Origin of the sequence: Bacillus cereus, assembly GCF_007678085.1 — a bacterium.
Taxonomy (GTDB): Bacteria; Bacillota; Bacilli; order Bacillales; family Bacillaceae_G; genus Bacillus_A; species Bacillus_A cereus_BE.
Genome location: NZ_VEDW01000002.1, coordinates 280606 through 302785 on the forward strand (window position 1 = coordinate 280606; position 22180 = coordinate 302785).

Below are 22180 nucleotides of genomic sequence, written 5' to 3' on the forward strand. Positions count from 1 at the left end.
GAAAAGCAAGAATGGAAAAACAGTCATGGATGGAGCTATTGCCGATTGATCGTTATAAAGTAAGTGCGAAAGGGTTACTGCATAATTACGACCGAAAAGTGTTAACGATGTTGTATCAGCCATTAATAGGTAGTAGAGCTTTTAGCTTGTACATGACGCTATGGGGAGAGTTAGAGCAAGACCGTGTGTTTGGAAAAGAGAATACACATCATTCCCTTATGGTGACCATGCAAATGCAGCTTCCCGAAATATATGAGGAACGAGTAAAGTTAGAGGCAATTGGACTTTTGAAGATATATATTAAGAAAGAAAAAGATATTCGAATGTTTATATACGAATTGCAACCACCTTTATCTCCGAAGCAGTTTTTTGATGATATTGTGTTAAGTATCTTTTTATACAATCGATTGAGTCGGACAAAATATAATCAAGTAAAGCAATATTTCTTAGAAGAAGAATTTGATTTTGCTTCTTATGAGAATGTTACGCGTTCTTTCAATGATGTGTTCGGTTCGTTTAATCCAGGGCAGCTTGAGCATGCGCAAGAAGATCTTCGTATTCCAAAAACGACAGCTATGCCAAGTCGCGAGAAGGGAGACGCTCCGAAAGTTTGGAATGATTTCTTTGATTTCTCCTTATTTGTAGATGGCTTGTCCGCTCTTGTCCCTAAAAAGGCGATTACAGATCAAGTGCGAGAATGTGTCATTACACTTGCCTACGTGTATGATGTAGATGTGTTATCAATGCAAAATATCGTTCTTGGTGCAGTGACAGAAATGCAGACAATTGATATCGAAAGGCTTAGAAAAGGAGCGCGTGATTGGTATCAGTTTGAAAACGGTCAAGCGTTACCTGTATTAAGTGAAAGAGTACAGCCTCACGCTGCACGTATGATGAAAGAGAAAGAGCCTTCTACGCAAGAAGAGATGTTAATAAAGCAGCTAGAGGAAATCTCACCAAAACAACTATTGAAAGAAATCTCTGGTGGGGCAGAGGCGACAAAGGCTGACTTGCAAATCGTTGAAGATGTGATGATTAATCAAAAGTTAGCGCCAGGTGTTGTGAATGTACTTATTTATTACGTTATGCTACGTTCGGATATGAAACTTGCGAAAACGTATGTGGAGAAGATTGCTGGGCATTGGGCACGTAAAAAGGTAGGTACAGTAGCGGAAGCAATGGCATTAGCGAAAGAAGAGAATCGTCAATATCAAGAGTGGGCTGAGACGAAGAAAAAAGGTCGTACGTCGAAGAAAACGGTACGACAAGAAATGGTACCAGATTGGCTGAAAGAAGAGCCGAAAGAACAAGAGAAAGAAACAGTGAAGAAAGATATAAGTAAGAAAAAAGATGTAAGTACGTTAGATGATGAACGAAAACGGCTAGAAGAAGTGTTAAAAAAATATAAGCGTGATTAATAGAAGAGAATGAACGCTCTTTGAGGTGAGAAAATGGAGCATATTCAAAATTCATTTGCAAAGTTAATGGAAAATGAAAATTTTAAAAATAGATATGAAGTATTAAAGGCGGAAGTAATGGCACATCCGCGTGTGAAAGAATTTATAGACGAGCATAAAGGTGAAGTAACAACTTCTATGATTGAGCGCAGTCTTGTGAAATTATACGAATATATTGGGCAAAGTGTAGGTTGCGTAGATTGTCCGGATCTAGGTTCGTGTAAAAACATGCTGCAAGGATATGAGCCGAAGCTCGTTATCCAAGGGAAGATGATTGATATTCAATACGATCGTTGCGTTAGAAAAGTAGCATATGACGAGAGAAAGAAATATGAAAAACTCGTTCAAAGTGTATATATGCCAACTGACATTTTACAGGCAACGATGGAAAACTTAGATCCTTCAGATTTAGATGCCCGTATTGAGGCAATTGGCGCAGCTAATGAATTTTTAAGTACATATGAACCTGGTAAAAAAGTACAAGGTTTATATTTGTACGGTAAATTTGGTGTAGGGAAAACGTATCTGTTAGGAGCAATTGCGAATGAGCTTGCTCGAAAGAAAATAAGTTCGATGCTCGTATACTTCCCTGAATTTCTACGTGAAATTAAAAGTTCGATTCAAGATAATTCGATTGGGGAAAAGATTGATGCGGTAAAACGCGTACAAGTTTTAATGTTAGATGATATTGGAGCTGAAGCGATGTCAAGCTTTGTACGTGATGATGTGCTTGGCGCAATTTTGCAATTCCGTATGTTAGAAAACTTACCGACGTTCTTTACTTCTAACTTTGATTTTAAGGAATTGGAACATCATTTAACGTATACACAGCGTGGTGAAGCAGAACAAATGAAAGCAGCGCGTATTATGGAACGAATTAAATATTTAGCGAAGCCAATTACAATTGGCGGGAAAAACCGACGTCATAAGTAAAGGGCAAGCTGAGAAGCTTGCTCTTTTTTTCGTTTTGAACACTTTTCAGACTAGGTGAATTGCAAAACGAAAAGTTCTTATAGAAAATTCATTGTAGCTTGTATCATTTTTTTCTCTCTCCCTTAATATATATAAAATTAGCAAGCCATATCGAGTGGATTTTCTAACGCTAAGAAATGTAATTCTACTAAGAGTGAACTTCACGCGGAACGGACTCTTATAGGATTTGTAACGTATAGATACAATCCTTTAGAGCAGGGATAAAAGGGGGGACAAAAGTGATTGAAATTTGCTTCGAAGAAAAAAATGATGCTACGCATGTATATAGACAACTACTGAAAAGAGCGGAACTGTTATATAAGGAAACAAGTGTGTATTTACAGGAACAGAAGATTGTAATTCATATACCAGTATGTGAATCGAATTATATTGAAAAGATTTTATTGCCGGTAATGGTATATTTCATTGTGAATGTAAAGCAAAACGAGTGGATTTATACGATCTTAAAAGAGAAGTTTTTTTATGAAGAAGAGGAAGAGTGTCATCAAATATTGCATATGGCACATGAGATTTTAAAGGGAAGAAGAAAAGGGATTGCTCGAGAATTAACACGTCATACATTTGAATCATATATTAAAACCTCTTTAAATAACTGGCTTTGTGATCCGCTTTCGTTCTCGTTTTCATCATATGTTCGTTTTCGCCTTCGTACATATAGGGAAATGGTAGCTAAGCTTGCTGAAGTGTCGATTGATGAGTATAAGTTGGAACAAGAATATCAAATGTTTATTGAGACGCTAAGGCAACAAGTGCGCAGCCGAAAATCACGTTTGTCCTGTGTGCATCTTATTTTTGATGAAAGTTTTATTTTCTATGATGATAAAGGTAGACGTTTAAAACAGGAGAAATTGGTCCAATATATAGATGAGGAATTATTAAAACAAAAGGATGTATATATTGATACGAAAGTAATTGCACCACTTCTCTCTATTTCGCCGAAAAAAATTTATTTATATACGAAAGAACAAGACCATAATATGATTATTACTTTGCGAAATGTATTTCAAGAACGGGTACAATTACATGGATTACATGAGTTTGAGCGCAATGTGAAAAATTTAAAAAATAAAGGTAACGCCCTTGATTTTCTAAGTTTTTGAGCATATAATTACCTACATAAATGAAATATATTGAAATGTCATGATGAGGACATGAGTAGTTTTCTACGATTTTCAGAGAGGGAAGCCTTAGGGTGTGAGCTTCCTAGTACGGGATTATTACTTACCACCTCTAAACTTTAGCAGTGAACGTTTTTTCAAGTAATTGCTAACGGACAACACCGTTATGTTGAACTTGAGCAATTAACAACAAGGTTAATTGGAACAAGGGTGGAACCACGAATTCAACACTCGTCCCTTTTTACGGGATGAGTGTTTTTTATTTTGAAAAAAAGAGGAGTGACCAGTGATGGCAGATGTAGTTAAAATTACTTTCCCTGATGGAGCTGTGAAGGAGTTTCCAAAAGGCGTAACAACTGAAGAAATCGCAGCTTCTATTAGCCCAGGCTTAAAGAAAAAAGCTGTGGCTGGAAAATTAAACGATGAGATGATTGATCTTGTTACACCAATCGAAGAAGATGGTGCAGTTTCTATTATTACATTAGATTCTGAAGATGGCTTATACATTTTACGCCATTCAACAGCCCACCTTTTAGCACAAGCGTTAAAACGTTTATATAAAGATGCTAAGCTTGAGCTTGGCATTGGTCCAGTAATCGAAAATGGCTTCTACTATGATATTGATATGGAAGAAGCAATTACAGTTGAAGACTTCAAGAAAATCGAAAAAGAAATGCAAAAAATCGTGAACGAGAACTTAGAAATCGTTCGTCATGAAGTACCACGTGCAGAAGCACTTCGTCGCTTTGAAGAAATCGGCGATGAGTTAAAATTAGATTTAATTAACGATCTTCCAGAAGATGCAGTTATTTCAATCTATGAGCAAGGCGAATTCTTCGACCTTTGCCGTGGTGTTCACCTTCCATCTACAGGGAAAATCAAAGTATTTAAATTATTAAGCGTTGCAGGTGCTTACTGGCGCGGTGATAGTAATAATAAAATGCTACAACGTATTTACGGTACTGCATTCGTTAAGAAAGCAGAATTAGATGAGCACTTACGTATGCTTGAAGAAGCGAAAGAGCGCGATCACCGTAAATTAGGTAAAGAATTAAAACTATTTACTAATAGCCAAAAAGTAGGACAAGGTTTACCACTTTGGTTACCAAAAGGTGCAACAATCCGTCGTATTATCGAGCGTTACATCGTTGATAAAGAAGCGAGCTTAGGCTATGATCACGTATACACTCCAGTACTAGGAAGCAGAGAGCTTTACGAAACTTCTGGTCACTGGAATCACTACCGTGATGGTATGTTCCCATCAATGGAAATGGATAATGAAGAGTTAGTTCTTCGTCCAATGAACTGCCCTCACCACATGATGGTTTATAAAAACGATATTCACAGCTACCGTGAATTACCAATCCGTATTGCGGAACTTGGAACAATGCACCGCTATGAAATGTCAGGTGCGTTATCTGGATTACAACGTGTACGCGGAATGACTTTAAACGATGCGCACATTTTCGTTCGCCCGGATCAAATTAAAGAAGAGTTAAAACGTGTTGTAAACTTAACTCTAGAAGTGTACAAAGATTTCGGTTTAGAGAACTATTCATTCCGTCTATCTTATCGTGACCCAGCGGATACTAAAAAGTACTATGCTGATGACGAGATGTGGGAAAAAGCACAAGGTATGTTAAAAGAAGCTATGGATGAAATGGGTCTTGATTACTATGAAGCTGAAGGTGAAGCGGCATTCTACGGTCCAAAACTTGACGTTCAAGTTCGTACTGCTCTTGGAAAAGACGAAACACTTTCAACTGTACAATTAGATTTCTTACTTCCAGAACGCTTTGAATTAGCTTACGTTGGTGAAGACGGTAAACAACATCGTCCAGTTGTAATTCACCGTGGTGTTGTATCAACTATGGAACGTTTCGTAGCCTTCTTAATTGAAGAATACAAAGGTGCATTCCCAACTTGGTTAGCTCCAGTTCAAGCACAAGTAATTCCAGTTTCTCCGCAAGTACATTTAGACTATGCGAAGAAAGTACAAGATGAATTACGCCGTGCTGGTATCCGTGTTGAATTAGATACTCGTGAAGAGAAGATCGGTTACAAAATCCGTGAAGCACAAATGCAAAAAATTCCGTATATGCTTGTAGTAGGTGACAATGAAGTAACTGAAAACGGCGTAAACGTACGTAAATACGGTGAACAAAAATCAGAAACAATCGCATTAGATGCTTTTGTTGATATGATTAAAGTAGAAGGAAAACGATAAGAAATTGCCGCGGTATACCGCGGCTTTTCTATGTAATATAAATGAGAAAAATTAGAAAAAATAACCATGTAACACTTATCATAAAAAAGTATTGCAAGTATGTTAGTTGTTTGTTACAATATTTCTTGTTGTTAGTAAAACACATCGCGTCTTCTTGACAGACGTCATGTCCTATGATAAACTCATCAAGGATAATAGAATATTGTTTTGTGGAACAAGTAGAAGCACCCGCTTCTCACCTGATGGACGCATTCGCAGTTTACAGGTAAATGTATTTCTTACTTAAGATTTTACAAGTGTGGGTGTCGTATGCCCGCACTTTTTTTGTCGGGTTCTATGACTACAAAATATGTTCTGAGAAAACCTTGGAGGTGGCTTACTATTAGCAAGGATATGATGATTAACGAGCAAATTCGTGCACGTGAAGTACGTTTAGTTGGTGCAAATGGCGATCAACTTGGAATCAAGTCTCGTAATGACGCTTTAGACTTAGCTGCAAATCTTAATCTTGATTTAGTATTAGTTGCTCCAAATGCGAAACCGCCAGTATGCCGCATTATGGACTACGGTAAATTCCGCTTTGAGCAACAGAAGAAAGAAAAAGAACAGCGCAAAAATCAAAAAGTAATTAGCATGAAAGAAGTTCGTTTAAGTCCAACAATTGATGAACACGACTTTAACACAAAACTTCGTAATGCTATCAAGTTTTTAGAGAAAGGCGACAAGGTTAAAGCGTCAATTCGCTTTAAAGGACGTGCCATTACTCATAAAGAAATCGGTCAACGTGTTTTAGATCGCTTCTCAGAAGCTTGTGCTGAAGTTAGTACAATCGAATCTAAGCCTAAAATGGAAGGACGCAGTATGTTCTTAGTTTTAGCACCGAAAAACGATAAGTAATAGATAGAGGAGGAAATACCTATGCCTAAACAAAAAACTCATCGCGGCGCTGCAAAGCGTTTCAAAAAGACTGGATCAGGTAAACTGAAACGTTCTCACGCTTACACAAGCCATTTATTCGCTAACAAATCTACAAAAGCTAAACGTAAACTACGTAAAGCTGGTGTAGTAAGCGCTGGTGACTTCAAACGCATTCGTCAAATGCTTGACAACTTAAAATAAGTTCGGCTGATATATAGAACAATTAGGAGGTAATATTATGCCAAGAGTAAAAGGTGGTACAGTTACTCGTCAACGTCGTAAAAAAGTAATTAAATTAGCAAAAGGTTACTACGGTTCAAAAAATACATTATTCAAGGTTGCTAACCAACAGGTTATGAAATCTCTAATGTATGCATTCCGTGACCGCCGTCAAAAGAAACGTGACTTCCGTAAATTATGGATTACACGTATCAACGCAGCAGCTCGTATGAATGGTCTTTCTTACAGCCGCTTAATGCACGGTCTTAAAAATGCTGGCATCGAAGTTAACCGCAAGATGCTTGCTGACTTAGCTGTTCATGACGAAAAAGCTTTCGCTGAATTAGCAACAGTTGCAAAAAACAACATTAACTAATTAATTAGTTAAAACCTTAGAAGATTTTTCTTCTAAGGTTTTTTGTTTGTATACAAAGAGAGATATGTCGTTATCGATATGACAAAATCAATATAAAAGCTATAGCAATATAGAAGAATATACATATGAAGCCAGGAGAATCCTCCTGGCTTTTTTTAATTCTACCTCTTTGGAAAGAAGAGTATCTTTCCTACCTGAAACGACACTGCTATAATGGAAAGATGATATGGGACTTTCATCAGATAAAATAATATTTTTATTAGTGGGCAATCCACGTATAATGATTAACTACCACCAATCGGAGTGAAAAATCTAATAGTGATGATTGAAACGTATTTGTAAATTAAGGACAAGCTATTTTGTAAAGAGGTAAATGGCTGACTTATTAATAAGAAACGAAAAATAATAATGAACTTTGAGATGAAACAACATTGTTGCGTAAAATGCGATGTTGGAGGAGGACAATAGAATGGACTTACTACAACTATTTAAATTACAAAAAGAATTAGATGACCGTATTGCGAAAGAACATGACTTACAAACGAAAAAGTTGTTAAAAGAAAAAATGTTAGCTCTTCTTGTAGAAATTGGAGAACTTGCAAATGAAACACGTTGTTTTAAATATTGGAGCAACAAACCAGCATCAGAACGTGAAGTGATATTAGAAGAATACGTAGATGGTTTGCATTTTATTTTATCAATCGGAATTGATTTAGGTATTGATAAAAACTTCCTATTCTATAAATGTGCACAAACGAATAAAACACAAGTAGAAATTTTCTTAGACACATATGCGAAAGTGATTCGTTTTACAGATCAACCATCTATTACGAACTATATTGAATTATTTACAAGCTACCTTCGACTTGGACAAGCACTTGAGTTTGAACAAGAAGAGATTGAAAAGGCGTATTTAGATAAAAACGAAGTAAATCATCAGCGTCAAACACAAGGATACTAATTTAATTTTTGAATATTTCAATTTCATTTTGTATAATGAAGTGACTGAAGAAAAAGGAGGGTGTTGGCAATGGGAAAATTAGACGCGACATTGACAATGCTAAAAGAATTAACAGATGCACGTGGTATTGCGGGTAACGAACGTGAACCTCGCGAAGTAATGAAGAAATATATTGAGCCGTTTGCGGACGAACTTTCTACTGATAATTTAGGAAGTTTAGTTGCGAAAAAAGTAGGGGAAGAAAACGGCCCGAAAATTATGGTTGCAGGTCATTTAGATGAAGTTGGCTTTATGATTACGCAAATTGATGACAAAGGTTTCCTTCGTTTCCAAACAGTTGGTGGCTGGTGGTCACAAGTTATGCTTGCGCAGCGCGTGACAATTGTAACGCGTAAAGGAGATGTAACAGGTGTAATTGGTTCAAAACCACCGCACATTTTACCTCCAGAAGCGCGTAAAAAGCCAGTTGATATTAAAGACATGTTCATCGATATTGGTGCTTCTAGTCAAGAAGAGGCAATGGAGTGGGGCGTACGACCAGGAGATCAAGTTGTACCTTACTTTGAATTCCAAGTGATGAAAAATGAAAAAATGTTACTTGCAAAAGCATGGGATAACCGAATCGGTTGTGCAATTGCAATTGACGTATTAAAACAATTAAAAGATGAAAAGCATCCAAACGTTGTATACGGCGTAGGGACTGTACAAGAAGAAGTTGGCCTTCGTGGCGCGAAAACATCCGCGAATTATATTAAACCAGATATCGCGTTTGCGGTAGATGTTGGTATCGCTGGAGATACGCCAGGTGTAACGGCAAAAGAAGCGCAAAGTAAAATGGGCGATGGACCACAGATCATTTTATACGATGCTTCTGTTATTGGACATACAGGTTTACGTGACTTTGTAGTTGATGTTGCTGACGAATTACAAATTCCGTATCAATATGATTCAGTAGCGGGCGGTGGAACGGATGCAGGTGCAATTCATATTGCTGTAAATGGTATTCCGTCTATGGCAATTACGATTGCAACGCGCTACATTCATTCTCATGCGGCAATGTTACACCGTGATGACTATGAAAATGCAGTGAAGCTAATTGTAGAAGTTATTAAACGTCTTGATAGAGAGGCTGTACATAACATTACATTTAATTAATAGAAAAAGCGAAGGATATTCTCCTTCGCTTTTTTATGTTTTAAAAAGGTCTTTCTAATCCTGCGGCAGTATGAGCTCCCAAAATAATTAAACGAGTTAATTGCATAGCCATAAAATGCGGGGTATATATCATTCCTCTTTTTAACCATGACATAATCATTCCGATATGAGCTCCTGTCACATAGCTAATTAAAATATCACGAGGAACCATAAGATCTTTATCATCTGGTTGTGAAATAGACAAGCTTAATGTTAAATGAGTTTGTATTGTTTTCATCATTTTATAAGAGTAGTTTCCAGCAGCTTTATCGCCAAGCATAACGTTATAGAAGTTCGCATTTTCTGCAATATGTTCGAATAAGGCTAGAAAGGTTGGGTTTGGTGAATCAAATGTAAGTTGAAACTCTTCTTTATTTCTATTTTTTGGTTTAATAACTTCTGTTAGCTTCTCTAACATTTCTTCAATGCTTTTGTCTAATAAGTCATATTTATCATGGTAATGGCTATAAAACGTAGCACGATTTACAGGAGCGCGTTCTGCGATATGTTGAACAGTTACATTTTCAAAGCCCTTTTCGCCTACTAAAGCGACAAAAGCATCCTGTATGAGTTGTCTCGTCCGCTTTACACGTGGATCGTTTGTATTTTTAATAGACATTGTTACTTCTCCTCGTTTAATTTTTTATACTTAAACAACACGATGGTATTATATTGTTGTTTAAGCGACATTTCATACGGAAATTGTCGGTTGTAGTTTCAAAATAATTATTTATAATTATAAACGATAGTCCTTCAGAAATCAGCACCGCTCGCAGGTAGACATATTCTCGTTTACGCTGTAAATGGTGTGATTTTTTTGTTTAAAGGTTAATATAATTAACAATTAAACAGTCTAAACAATAAGGACGTAAATAGTTTAGAAAAAAATTATATGCGATATAAGGAGAGGAATGCAATGAATCAGTTTCGAAGAATGGTGATTATTAACATTATCACATTAATTGTACTAGTTGGCGGCGGTATTGGCGGTTATTACTATTACAATCAAGCGGAAAATTACTTAAAAACAGACAATGCAAAAATTGATGGAAAGGTAATTCCGATTGCATCACCAGTAGCAGGTAAATTAACTGACTGGAAAGCTGAAGTAGGTAAGAACTACAATGAGAACGATAAATTAGGTGCTGTGACTGTAGCGGCAGCAAATGGAGAACAAACAGTAGATGTAACAATTCCGCAAAATGCAACAGTTGTACAATCAAACGCGACGACAAATGCTTTCGTTGGAGCAGGTAGCCCAATTGCTTACGCATTTGATATGAACAATTTATGGGTAACAGCAAACATTGAAGAAACAGATGTTGACGATGTACAAAAAGGTCAAGATGTAGATGTATATGTAGACGCATACCCAGATACAACGTTATCAGGAAAAGTAGAGCAAGTTGGATTAACAACAGCGAACACATTCTCTATGTTACCATCAAGCAACGCAACAGCGAACTATACGAAAGTAACACAAGTAGTACCAGTTAAAATTTCTTTAGATCATAGTAAATCAGTAAATATTGTTCCTGGAATGAATGTGTCAGTTCGTATTCATAAGTAAGGGGGAGATGAGATGTCCTCAATTGCAATTGTAGGATATGCACTATTTTGTATAATCGTCTTCTTCCTTGTAAATCGTCTTTTACGAAAGAAAAAAACGAACGTGGGAGAAGAACAAGTCCCAGCCGTAAATAAAATAGAAGTAAGTAAGGTAGAAACAGAAGAGAAAGAAATTGAACGAGAGCAAGAATCGAAAATTTCTAATGTAGTTGAATTAGAAACAGGCAAGCAAGAAGAAGTAAAACAAGAAAAAGAAATGCCGAAAAAACAAACGTCTATGCCTATAGAGAATGTAAATGTAAAAGCAGTTGTAACAGTATTAATTCTCGGCATGTTCGTTTCTATTTTAAACCAAACAATCATTAATGTTGCATTGCCTCCGTTAATGAATGAATTTAACGTATCAACTTCAACAGCACAATGGTTAATTACAGGTTTCATGCTTGTAAATGGTATTTTAGTACCGATTAGTGCCTTTTTAGTTTCAAGATTTACGTATCGTAAATTATTCGTGGCAGCAATGTTATTCTTCACGGTAGGATCTATCATTTGTGCTACTTCCGGAAACTTTACGATGATGATGACGGGCCGTGTTATTCAAGCGGTTGGTGCGGGTATTTTAATGCCGGTTGGTATGAATATCTTCATGACATTATTCCCGCCTCATAAGCGCGGAGCGGCAATGGGATTACTAGGTGTAGCAATGATTTTAGCTCCAGCTATCGGACCGACTGTAACAGGTTGGGTAATTGAAAATTACAGCTGGAACTTAATGTTCTATGCGATGTTTATTATCGGTTTAATTATTACGTTCCTATCTTTAAAATTCTTTACACTAGCTCAGCCAGTGTCTAACACGAAATTAGATGTATTCGGTGTTGTTAGTTCAAGTATTGGACTAGGAAGCTTATTGTACGGATTTAGTGAAGCTGGAAATAATAGTTGGACTAGTGCAGAAGTTGTTATTTCACTTATCATTGGTGTGATAGGTATTGCAGTATTTATTTGGAGAGAGTTAACAACGGATAATAAAATGCTTGATTTACAAGTGTTTAAATACCCAGTATTTACTTTTACTTTAGTAATTAATGCAATTGTTACGATGGCATTATTCGGAGGTATGTTATTGCTTCCGGTTTATCTGCAAAACATTCGCGGTTTCACACCGATAGAATCAGGTTTATTATTACTTCCAGGATCATTAATTATGGGGATCATGGGACCTATTGCAGGTAAACTATTTGATAAGTATGGTATTCGTCCGTTAGCAATTGTCGGATTAGCCATTACAACATTTGCGACATATGAATTCACAACGTTATCAATGGATACACCGTATAGCGTTATTATGATGGATTATATTATACGTTCGATTGGTATGTCATTCATTATGATGCCAATTATGACAGCTGGTATGAACGCACTGCCGATGAAATTAATTTCTCACGGTACAGCAACGCAAAATACGTCAAGACAAGTAGCTGGTTCAATTGGAACAGCGATATTAATTACACTTATGACGCAACAAACGACTGCTCACGTAGCAGATTACGGCAACATGTTAACGACGTCAAATCCAATTTTAGTTGATAAAGTACACGGTATGGGGCAGAGCTTAGCGGCCTTAGCTGGTTCAGCGCAAGCAGGAGATGCGATGAGTACACAACTATTATATGGACAAATTTCAAAGCTATCTGCAATTAACGGTATTAACGATGCATTCTTAATTGCAACGATACTTGCGGGTATTGCTTGGGTGTTATCGTTCTTCTTACCATCAGGCAATAAACCAAATAGAAAAGCAGGGAATTAATTTCCCTGCTTTTTTGTCTTTTTTATGCAGTTAGATATAAAAAATGATAACCAGTTACGGAGCACAGCCCTGTTATAAACAAAATCGTTCCCATAGCACGAATACTTGATAGTTGTCTTCCGCTTATAATAGCTAATAGTCCAGCTAAAGAGAAGAAACACCAATATAAAGTTCCCGAAATTGGAACGATCCCCTCTAAATCTATTCCATAACCTATACAAATGATAGGAACAAAGATAAGCGATATGCTAATTAAACCAGCTATAATAGTAAGTGATTTACGATATTTAATGCCAGCAATAATTAAAAAAATGCCAACGATGAATTGGCATGACATCAAACTAAGAGCTAAAATCATCCAAGTTAATATTCCAAACACTTCTGTATTACCTCCGATTTATGAGTTTCTAAAAAAATTATATATAGAATGAATCACCTACAGACATGAGCTCCCAGAAGATAACCCCTAATACTCCAGCGGTAAAAATAATGAATCCCATATTACGTATACTTTTAATTTTTGCTTGTACTCCACTTACCCCTGCTAATAATCCCGTTAAAGAAAACAGACACCAATATAAAGTAGTTGAAATAGGGAGGATTGTATCGATATGAATCCCTACACTTAAAAAAACAAAAGGTAGTGTGACAAAGGATAGGCTAAGTAGCCCCATTAAACCAACGAGTAATTTCCGATATTTAATCCCTGTTACTATTAAGAAAATACCACCAGCAATCCCGCATAGTATGAGAAGTGGCGTGAAAAGCATCCAAATAATACTAAACATATGTAAACTCCTTTATGTGAATTAAGTTATATTTTACTACATGAGGTTTATTTTGGATATTATTAATAAATATGTATAATTTGATAGAAATGAGAAGTAACGATACGAATTAATAGATATAGAGAACGTTAGAGAGGAGGGTGCATATGAAAATTACAGAAGAGAACGTTGCAATACAGCTAAGGAAAAGGAACGAAAAAGCATTATACTTTATTATCGACCGGTACGGTGGACTTATAAAAAGTATTATTCAGAAGCATCTAGCTTCGTTTCAAGATGTACAAGAGGAATGTATGGATGATGTGTTATTGGCAATTTGGAATCATATTGAAAAGTATGATGAAGAGAAAAATACTTTGAAAAATTGGATCGCGGCTATTACAAAATACAAATCTATCGACTATGCGAGAAAATATGCGAAAGCAATAAATGAAAAAGGGTTAGATCAAATAGGTGAAATAGCGATGCATACCGATACGACTAAAAATGAAATTAGTAATGATATGGAACATATATTAGATCATTTAAAGAAGAACGATAAAGAAATCTTTTTGAAGCATTACGTGGAAGAAGATAGTGTAGAAAGTATTGCAGAGAAAATGGGAGTGAAAACTTCTTTTATATACAATCGTCTATCGAGAGGACGGAAGAAGTTAAGGTCATTATTTTTACATAACCGGATGAAATAAATAAGAAAAGAGGTGAAGAAAATGAAAGATCCTTATGAAATGTTAAATGATATAAAAATGGATGAGAATGAATATGAAGCAGTTCATTTAACTCACATAGAGAAACAGAAAATAAAAAAGCGAATTCGTAAAAAAATAAAAAAGAATAAAGCTCATACGAAACGGAATGTAGCTATTATAACATCGGCTGCAGCATTATTTATTATGATGATGACTGTAGATATGAGAAGGATGATTGCGGATATACCGTTAATCGGAAGTAAAATGGAAGACTACGTAAACAGTAGAGGAGAACCTTTAAAAGAATATACAACGACAATAGGACAAACAGTTTATAATAACGGTGTAGAAGTGCGATTAGATGAAGTGATGATAGATGAAGGGCAGATTATTGTTAATAGTACGTTTAAGTCTAGTCGTATTAATTTAGAAGAGTCCCATCCTATTCTTGATATTTATATAAATGGAAAACTGTTAAATGGCAGTGGTAGTGGCGGAGACAAAAAAATAAACGAGTATACGTATACATTTTTCTCAAATGTAGATTTAAAAGATGATGAAATGAATCCTCTAGAAATTCGTGGAGAATGTGATATACAAGTTGTATATAGAGATATTGTTTTAAAAAATGGGAAATCAACATGGAAAGGAGAATGGGGATTTTCTTTTAAAGCATCTGGAGATAAAATAAAAGCTGAAACAAAAACAATCCCAATCCATAAACATTTTAAATTAGAAAATGGTCAAAAAATAGAAGTGGAAGATTTAAAAGTGTCTCCTATATCTACGAAGTTGAACTATAAGATGTTGAACGGAACAAAGATAGACGTAACATTTATTGGGAAGGATCAAGACGGTAAAGAGTTAAAAATGGATTCCGGTCTTACATTATCGAAAAATAGTTATTGGCGTTTTGAAAAATTAGAGGATAGTGTAACGAAAGTTATACTGACACCTGTCCTAACTTCAGGTGAAGAGGGAGAAAAGAAAACGAATTATCGAAAAGTGTTAACGGAAGAAGAGTTTGAAGTTGTGATAAAAGAGTAAAAAGAGGTATCGTGTGATACCTCTTTTTAACTCAAAAATGCCAACATATTATTCATAATATGAAATAACATAGCCGGAATAATGGATTTTGTTTTTTTACATAAAATAGCCATTAATAATCCCATGAAGAAAGTAATTACCATGACTCCAAGTGAGTATGTATGAGCGATACCGAAGAAGAAACTTGTTATGATGGCTGCAATCCAAAATGGAAATCGCTCTGAGAAGAAGCGAAGTATAAAGCCACGGAAAATAAGTTCTTCAAAGATTGGTGTGAGTATTGCGAAGCCGAGAAGTAATAATATTTGATACTGCTTAAAAACGTCTAAGTTAAGTGCGGAAGATTGCTGTTTTGTTGCGTCTTGGAACACATAATTTAACAAGATATAGTTGAGTATAATGTTTATAGCGAAGAAAAGAAGTAAGTATACGTATGTACGCCATTCTTTAAGTGCTTTAAAGTTAAATGATTGTAGTAGTAATTTTTTTGCGGGTTCGAATTTAAAAATGAAGAATAACAACACGGCTAGTTGTAATACGATACTTGCAGTATTTGCAATAGATTCATACAGGGCAATTTGTTTTTTATCTGTAAGACCTGCTGTATAAATTGTTAAGGGCATTGCGAGGAACACAGTAATAAGTCCGGTTCCGAAAAAAGCGAATAAAACGGAGCTAATAAATTGTCCCCATGACATAGAGTATTTCTGTTCATTAGAAAGTTGTGTAGCGGGTTGCATTTATAAAATCACCTCTTTATATTTAATTATAAAGTATTTTGTTTTTATATGTAATATTTAAATATTACATATAAAGGTGTATTTTCCATAAAATAATAAAAGAGGTATCACCCTATAGTGATGCCTCTTTCTCATTGATAACTATGTTCTGCTTTGTTATTCGATTTTGATTGCTGAATTTGTAATTCACGCTCTACCAATCGATCTAACTGCTGAATTGCTTTTAGTGCTTTTTCATAAGAGATAGTTCGATAGTGGTGTGCGCCGCCTGGTTCTTCGTCTGCTTCATCTGCCCACTTAATAATGTTTTGTAGAGGTGTTCTTTCAATTGATTGTTCTACTAGGAAAGAATCGGTATGCAATAGAATTGCAACAGAAATTTCTTTGGCTTGCTTCGGATGTTCGCCTAATCGGATTAATAACTTATGAGCTCTTTCAGCGCCTTTAATTGCATGGATATCATTCTTTTTATATAAGTCATAGTCCCATTCGCCGCCTGTGTACCAAGTATGATGTCCGATATCATGAAGGAAACCGGCTTTTGTCGCAGCATCGACTGAGGCGTGATGCTTTTTAGCTAAGTGAAACGCATGGTAAGCGACAGCAATCGCGTGGACCATCCCAGAACGATTTACGTATTTTTGTGTAATATGGTGTTTAAAAATTTGTTCAAGCGTAATACGATGCATAAAACATTCACTCCTTTTATCTAATGGTGTCTGTGAAGAAAATCGATCGGTTTAAATGTATTTTGAACATTGTACTCCATCCGGGTAGCGTTAGTAAAGTAGAAATGTTTAGGAGAAGGGAAATTTTTTTTCGTAAAAAAAATCACCTTGGCTTATGCGAAGGTGATTTTCAAATTGTTTATTTTTTTAATCCTTGCTCTAGCGTTTCTAACATTTCGTGCTTTTCATTTTCATCAGCGTTTTTCCAAATGACTTCGAATAAAACACCAAGACCTGGAAGCATTTTTTCTTCACCGCTTTGAATTGCATCGACAATCGTTTCTTGTAATTGGTCTTGTGAATTTCCAGATACATTTGCTAATACAGCACCACGTAAATTAAAACTCATTGCCTTCACCTCTTCTTCAGAATTGAAACTGACGTTAGTTTTTGTTCTTTTTTATGTAAATATGTATGAAAAATAGGCTATAATGATAAGACAAGAAGAGAGGGAAATACATATTATGAAAAACATTGATTCAGTACAAAATCCACGTGTGAAGCAGTGGAAAAAACTGCAGACGAAAAAAGAGCGCGATAAAAAAGGTTTATTTTTTGTAGAAGGATTCCACTTAGTCGAGGAAGCTTTAAAGGCAGGAGTTGTAACAGAACTTATCGTTTCTGATCAGACAGATCTTCCGAAAGATTGGACAGTTAATGATGTAGAAATGTATATCGTACCTGAAGCAATCGTAAAAATACTTCGTGAAACAGAAACGACGCAAGGTGTGTTTGCTGTTTGTGAGAAACACGAGAGTGAAGTAGCTCTTGCAGATGGAAAGTTTCTTTTATTAGATGGACTTCAAGACCCAGGTAACTTAGGGACAATTATTCGTACAGCTGATGCAGCTGGTATTCATGCCGTTGTGCTTGGAGAAGGATGCGTTGATGCATATAATAGTAAAGTGCTTCGTTCTACACAAGGTTCTATTTTCCATTTACCAGTTGTAAAAGGTAACTTAGAAGAATGGGTAGACAAGTTAAAAGAAAACAACGTTCCTGTATATGGAACAGCTCTTGAAAATGGAGTTCCGTATGGTGAAGTAACACCAGCTGGTAGTTTTGCATTGATTGTAGGAAATGAAGGAAGCGGCGTAAGCCAAGAAATTCTTGCAAAAACGGATCAAAACTTGTATATTCCGATTTACGGCGGGGCAGAATCATTAAATGTTGCGGTTGCAGCAGGGATTTTAACGTATTATTTACAAAGCCCGGTTGCGAACAAATAAAAAACTTCTTATAATAAGTTGAAGTATATTATATTAAAAGTTAAATAACGAAAAACGTTGATAGAGAAGAGTAACTTACAAAATCGCCATATAGGGAGAGAATGCCTTAGACTGAAAGCATTCTTATGGTAGACGGAAGTGAATTCACCTCTGGAGTTGACGCCAGGACCATGTATATGTAAAGGCGTTCCGGTCAGAATTGATCGTTATAACTAATGAGTGGGCAGACTTGTTCTGTCAATTTAGGGTGGTACCGCGAATTTACCTCGTCCCTTTTTGGGAGCGAGGTTTTTTTATTTTTAAAATTAGGAGGGTTCCAAATGGAAGCACGTTTAAAAGAGCTAAAGCAAAAAGCGTTAGAGCTTATTGAAGAAGCGAAAGAGCTAAAGGGCTTAAACGACGTACGCGTAGCGTATTTAGGGAAAAAAGGTCCAATTACAGAAGTATTACGCGGCATGGGAAAATTATCAGCAGAAGAGCGTCCACGTATGGGAGCATTAGTAAATGAAGTACGTGAAGCGATTCAAACGCGTTTAGACGACAAAATTGGTAACTTAGAAAAAGCAGTAATTGAAGCGAAGTTAGCTACTGAAACAATTGATGTTACACTACCAGGTCGTCCTGTTGAAACAGGTTGTCACCATCCTTTAACAGCTGTTGTTGAACAAATTGAAGATGTATTCATCGGTATGGGTTATGAAGTAGCTGAAGGAACAGAAGTAGAAAAAGACTACTACAACTTCGAAGCATTAAACTTACCGAAAGATCACCCAGCGCGTGATATGCAAGATACATTCTACATTACAGAAGAGACGTTACTACGTACACATACATCTTCTGTGCAAGCACGTACAATGGAAAATAATAAAGAAAAAGGCCCTATCAAAATTATTTGTCCTGGTAAAGTGTATCGCCGCGATGACGATGATGCGACGCATTCACACCAGTTCATGCAAATTGAAGGTCTTGTAATTGATAAAAACATTCGCATGAGTGACTTAAAAGGCACATTGCAAGTATTCGTGAAAAAGATGTTCGGTGAAGATCGTGAAATCCGTCTTCGTCCAAGTTTCTTCCCATTCACAGAGCCATCTGTAGAGATGGATATTTCTTGTATGATGTGTCACGGCAAAGGTTGCGGCACTTGTAAAGGAACTGGCTGGATCGAAATTTTAGGCGCAGGTATGGTTCACCCGAACGTACTTGAAATGGCTGGTTATGATTCAAAAGAATATCAAGGTTTCGCATTCGGTATGGGCGCAGAGCGTATCGCAATGTTGAAATACGGCGTAGATGACATTCGTCATTTCTATACAAATGATGTACGTTTCTTACAACAATTCAAACGAGCGTAAGGGAAGGAGAGGATAAGTATGTTCGTATCATATCGTTGGTTACAAGAGTATGTAGATATTAAAGATGTAACAGCACAAGAACTAGCAGATAAAATCACGAAAAGTGGTATTGAAGTAGAAGGTGTTGAAGTATTAAATAAAGGTGTAAAAGGTGTTGTAGTTGGTCACGTATTAGAATGTGAAAAACACCCAGAAGCTGATAAATTAAGCAAATGCTTAATCGATATCGGTGAAGAAGAGCCAGTTCAAATTATTTGTGGAGCTGCTAACATTGCAAAAGGTTTAAAAGTACCAGTTGCAAAAGTTGGAGCTGTACTTCCTGGCAACTTCAAAATTAAAAAAGCAAAACTACGTGGTGAAGCTTCTCACGGTATGGTTTGTGCTCTTCAAGAGCTTGGTATTGATGGAAAACTAGTTGCGAAAGAATACGCAGACGGTATCTTCATCTTCCCAAGTGACGCTGAAGTTGGTGCAGATGCACTTGAAATTTTAAACTTACATGATGAAGTACTTGAGCTTGGTTTAACACCAAACCGTGCAGATTGCTTAAACATGTTAGGTGTTGCATATGAAGTCGCTGCTATTTACGGCCGTGAAGTAAAACTTCCAGCTATCAACTTACAAGAAACAGCAGAAAAAACTGCTGATTACATTTCTGTAAGTGTAGAAGCGAAAGAAGAAAATCCATTATATATTGCAAAAATGGTAAAGAACGTAAAGATTGGTCCATCACCAATGTGGATGCAAACGCGCCTTATGGCAGCTGGCATTCGTCCAATTAGCAACGTAGTTGATATTACAAACTACATTTTAATGGAATACGGTCAACCATTACATGCATTCGATTACGATAAATTAGGTTCAAAAGAAATCGTTGTTCGTCTAGCAAAAGAAGGCGAAAAACTTGAAACGTTAGATGATCAAGAACGTACATTACAAGAGCACCACCTTGTAATTACAAACGGCACAAAAGCTTTAGCTGTTGCTGGTGTAATGGGCGGAGCAGATTCTGAAGTTACAAATGAGACAGTAAACGTTCTAATTGAATCTGCATACTTTGCAGGTCAAACAGTGCGCCGTACATCAAAAGACTTAGGTCTTCGCAGTGAATCAAGTGCACGTTTTGAAAAAGGAATCGATCCAACACGTACATTTGAAGCAATTCAACATGCAGCTGCTTTAATGGCGAAATACGCTGGCGGAGAAGCACTTGAAGGTGTAGTAGAAGCTGATCACTTACAAGTACAAGAGCGTACAGTATCTGTTACTGCTGAAAAAGTAAACCGTGTATTAGGTACAAATATTTCTGCAAGCGAAATGGGTACAATGTTCACAAACTTGAAGTTCCCATTCACAGAAGTAGAAGGAACATTCCATGTGAATGTACCAGCACGTCGTCCTGATATTACAATTTCAGAAGACTTAGTAGAAGAAGTAGGCCGTCTATACGGTTATGACCACATTCCAGTTACATTACCTTCTGGAACGATGACTCGTGGTAAATTAACAGCAGCACAAACGAAACGTCGTAAAGTACGTCGCTTCTTAGAAGGTGCTGGTTTATATGAAGCAATCACGTATTCATTAACAAGTGCTGACAAAGCGAAACAATATATGGTTGAGCCAAACGAAAAGGCGCCTGTAAATCTTGCACTTCCAATGAGTGAAGAGCGCAGCCAACTTCGTTTAAGTCTAGTACCACAATTGTTAGAAGCAGTTTCATACAACGTTGCACGTAAAAACGATAGCGTTGCTTTATACGAAGTAGGTTCTATCTTCTTACCAACAGAAGCAGGAGAACTTCCGAAAGAAGAACAACATCTTGCAGGTGTTATGACAGGTCTTGCTCTTCACCATGCATGGCAAGGTGAGAAAAAAGTAGTAGACTTCTTCGTTGTGAAAGGTGTACTAGAAGGATTATTTGACGTACTTGGCGTTGCAAACCAAATCACTTATGCACCAGCAAAACGTGAAGGTATGCACCCAGGTCGTACAGCTGACATCGTATTAGATGGCGAAGTAATTGGTTTCATCGGTCAATTGCATCCAGAAGCAGAAAAACAATTAGATGTGAAAAATACATTTGTATTTGAACTATCTCTTGTAAAAGTATTCGGTGCAGACGCAGAAGAAACTTACTACGCAGCAATTCCACGTTTCCCATCTATGACGCGTGATATGGCTGTTGTCGTAACGAAAGAAACAAAAGCTGGCGAAATGAAGCAAGTTATTGCTGAAGCTGGTGGGGAACTTCTGAAAGACGTAACATTATTCGACTTATACGAAGGTGAAAAAATGGAAGAAGGCAAGAAATCACTTGCATTCTCTATGACTTACTTCGATGCAGAACGTACGTTAACAGACGAAGAAGTAACAGAAGCACATAACCGTGTATTAACAACGGTAGAAGAGAAATTTGGTGCGGAGTTACGTAAGTAATTAAAAATTGCCGGATTAATTCCGGCAATTTTTTTATGGCACGATTGTCGATATATGATAAAAATCGCCGATAAATATTAAGGCATCTTGCATCTTTCTCTCGAATGTAGTACATTAATTTTAGTTTAACAAAATGAAAGACGATGATAAGGAAAAGTAGTATATACTATAATCCAAAGCGAGTCAGGGACGGTGAGAGCCTGATGAGGCGGTATATGTGAAGAACACCTTGGAGTTGCTAACCGAAATTGAATCTTGTATTCAAGAGTAGACTTAGACGGGAATCCGGCCTGTTACAAACCGGGAAGTATGTATTACAT

At 36.6% G+C, this 22180-nt stretch carries 22 protein-coding genes and 4 other annotated features (1 of these 26 cut by a window edge); of the genes, 16 read left to right on the forward strand and 6 right to left on the reverse strand.

Going from position 1 to position 22180, the window contains the following annotated elements:
• Nucleotides 1-11 precede the first annotated feature (11 nt).
• From FS742_RS10615 to FS742_RS10655, 9 genes are all read left to right on the forward strand, one after another.
• Entirely contained in the window at nt 12-1418 is a 1407-nt protein-coding gene (locus FS742_RS10615) for a replication initiation and membrane attachment family protein (RefSeq protein ID WP_144612283.1), read from the forward strand.
• 33 nt (nt 1419-1451) lie between these two features.
• Entirely contained in the window at nt 1452-2390 is a 939-nt protein-coding gene (dnaI, locus tag FS742_RS10620) for a primosomal protein DnaI (RefSeq protein WP_144612284.1), read from the forward strand.
• 278 nt (nt 2391-2668) lie between these two features.
• Nucleotides 2669-3550, forward strand: a complete 882-nt coding sequence (ytxC, locus tag FS742_RS10625) for a putative sporulation protein YtxC (RefSeq protein ID WP_144612285.1) — start codon at nt 2669-2671, stop codon at nt 3548-3550.
• Between the two features lie 31 nt (nt 3551-3581).
• Nucleotides 3582-3810: a binding site (T-box leader), on the forward strand.
• A gap of 47 nt (nt 3811-3857) precedes the next feature.
• Nucleotides 3858-5795 carry a threonine--tRNA ligase gene (gene thrS, locus FS742_RS10630; RefSeq protein WP_000786073.1) on the forward strand — a complete coding sequence of 646 codons (1938 nt, stop codon included), beginning with the start codon at nt 3858-3860 and terminating at the stop codon, nt 5793-5795.
• Between the two features lie 210 nt (nt 5796-6005).
• Nucleotides 6006-6126: a sequence feature (ribosomal protein L20 leader region), on the forward strand.
• Nucleotides 6127-6188: 62 nt separating this feature from the next.
• Complete coding sequence (gene infC, locus FS742_RS10635; protein WP_000973214.1) at nt 6189-6692, forward strand: translation initiation factor IF-3; 504 nt, start codon at nt 6189-6191, stop codon at nt 6690-6692.
• Between the two features lie 21 nt (nt 6693-6713).
• Nucleotides 6714-6914 (forward strand): 50S ribosomal protein L35, encoded by a 201-nt coding sequence (gene rpmI, locus FS742_RS10640; protein ID WP_001125945.1) that lies wholly within the window; start codon nt 6714-6716, stop codon nt 6912-6914.
• Between the two features lie 37 nt (nt 6915-6951).
• A complete protein-coding gene (gene rplT / locus FS742_RS10645) occupies nt 6952-7308 on the forward strand; it encodes a 50S ribosomal protein L20 (protein ID WP_001138362.1) in 357 nt (118 codons plus the stop codon).
• A 469-nt stretch (nt 7309-7777) separates the two neighbouring features.
• The gene (locus FS742_RS10650; RefSeq protein WP_144612286.1) at nt 7778-8269 is read left to right on the forward strand and encodes a dUTP diphosphatase; all 492 of its coding nucleotides are present in this window, start codon (nt 7778-7780) and stop codon (nt 8267-8269) included.
• 69 nt (nt 8270-8338) lie between these two features.
• A complete protein-coding gene (locus FS742_RS10655) occupies nt 8339-9424 on the forward strand; it encodes a M42 family metallopeptidase (protein WP_144612287.1) in 1086 nt (361 codons plus the stop codon).
• Nucleotides 9425-9464: 40 nt separating this feature from the next.
• On the opposite strand, the gene FS742_RS10660 is transcribed toward FS742_RS10655, so the two are convergent.
• Entirely contained in the window at nt 9465-10082 is a 618-nt protein-coding gene (locus FS742_RS10660; RefSeq protein ID WP_000023671.1) for a TetR/AcrR family transcriptional regulator, read from the reverse strand.
• A gap of 297 nt (nt 10083-10379) precedes the next feature.
• Here FS742_RS10660 and FS742_RS10665 point away from each other — a divergent pair, with 297 nt between their 5' ends.
• Entirely contained in the window at nt 10380-11033 is a 654-nt protein-coding gene (locus FS742_RS10665) for an HlyD family secretion protein (RefSeq protein WP_048531600.1), read from the forward strand.
• A 12-nt stretch (nt 11034-11045) separates the two neighbouring features.
• On the forward strand, nt 11046-12845 hold the full coding sequence (locus tag FS742_RS10670) for a DHA2 family efflux MFS transporter permease subunit (RefSeq protein WP_144612288.1): 1800 nt from the start codon (nt 11046-11048) through the stop codon (nt 12843-12845).
• 22 nt (nt 12846-12867) lie between these two features.
• Here FS742_RS10670 and FS742_RS10675 read toward each other — a convergent pair whose 3' ends face one another.
• Nucleotides 12868-13224, reverse strand: coding sequence for an ammonia permease (locus tag FS742_RS10675; RefSeq protein ID WP_144612289.1), 357 nt, complete (start codon nt 13222-13224; stop codon nt 12868-12870).
• Nucleotides 13225-13261: 37 nt separating this feature from the next.
• On the reverse strand, nt 13262-13633 hold the full coding sequence (locus FS742_RS10680) for a DNA-binding protein (protein ID WP_144612290.1): 372 nt from the start codon (nt 13631-13633) through the stop codon (nt 13262-13264).
• A 146-nt stretch (nt 13634-13779) separates the two neighbouring features.
• Here FS742_RS10680 and FS742_RS10685 point away from each other — a divergent pair, with 146 nt between their 5' ends.
• Together FS742_RS10685 and FS742_RS10690 are read left to right on the forward strand one after the other, a co-directional pair.
• Nucleotides 13780-14322, forward strand: coding sequence for a sigma-70 family RNA polymerase sigma factor (locus tag FS742_RS10685; RefSeq protein ID WP_144612291.1), 543 nt, complete (start codon nt 13780-13782; stop codon nt 14320-14322).
• Nucleotides 14323-14343: 21 nt separating this feature from the next.
• Nucleotides 14344-15369, forward strand: a complete 1026-nt coding sequence (locus FS742_RS10690) for a DUF4179 domain-containing protein (protein WP_144612292.1) — start codon at nt 14344-14346, stop codon at nt 15367-15369.
• 26 nt (nt 15370-15395) lie between these two features.
• On the opposite strand, the gene FS742_RS10695 is transcribed toward FS742_RS10690, so the two are convergent.
• The 3 genes from FS742_RS10695 to sspI form a co-directional block, all read right to left on the reverse strand.
• On the reverse strand, nt 15396-16109 hold the full coding sequence (locus FS742_RS10695) for a CPBP family intramembrane glutamic endopeptidase (protein ID WP_144612293.1): 714 nt from the start codon (nt 16107-16109) through the stop codon (nt 15396-15398).
• 131 nt (nt 16110-16240) lie between these two features.
• Nucleotides 16241-16798 (reverse strand): HD domain-containing protein, encoded by a 558-nt coding sequence (locus tag FS742_RS10700; protein ID WP_144612294.1) that lies wholly within the window; start codon nt 16796-16798, stop codon nt 16241-16243.
• A gap of 178 nt (nt 16799-16976) precedes the next feature.
• A complete protein-coding gene (gene sspI / locus FS742_RS10705) occupies nt 16977-17186 on the reverse strand; it encodes a small acid-soluble spore protein SspI (protein ID WP_000009509.1) in 210 nt (69 codons plus the stop codon).
• Between the two features lie 82 nt (nt 17187-17268).
• Here sspI and FS742_RS10710 point away from each other — a divergent pair, with 82 nt between their 5' ends.
• From FS742_RS10710 to pheT, 3 genes are all read left to right on the forward strand, one after another.
• Complete coding sequence (locus FS742_RS10710) at nt 17269-18066, forward strand: TrmH family RNA methyltransferase (RefSeq protein ID WP_144612295.1); 798 nt, start codon at nt 17269-17271, stop codon at nt 18064-18066.
• 48 nt (nt 18067-18114) lie between these two features.
• Nucleotides 18115-18343: a binding site (T-box leader), on the forward strand.
• A 43-nt stretch (nt 18344-18386) separates the two neighbouring features.
• Nucleotides 18387-19421 carry a phenylalanine--tRNA ligase subunit alpha gene (gene pheS / locus FS742_RS10715; protein WP_000388217.1) on the forward strand — a complete coding sequence of 345 codons (1035 nt, stop codon included), beginning with the start codon at nt 18387-18389 and terminating at the stop codon, nt 19419-19421.
• An 18-nt stretch (nt 19422-19439) separates the two neighbouring features.
• Nucleotides 19440-21860: a phenylalanine--tRNA ligase subunit beta gene (pheT, locus tag FS742_RS10720; RefSeq protein WP_144612296.1), complete on the forward strand. Its 2421-nt coding sequence runs from the start codon at nt 19440-19442 to the stop codon at nt 21858-21860.
• A gap of 134 nt (nt 21861-21994) precedes the next feature.
• Nucleotides 21995-22180, forward strand: a binding site (T-box leader); it runs 66 nt beyond the window's last position.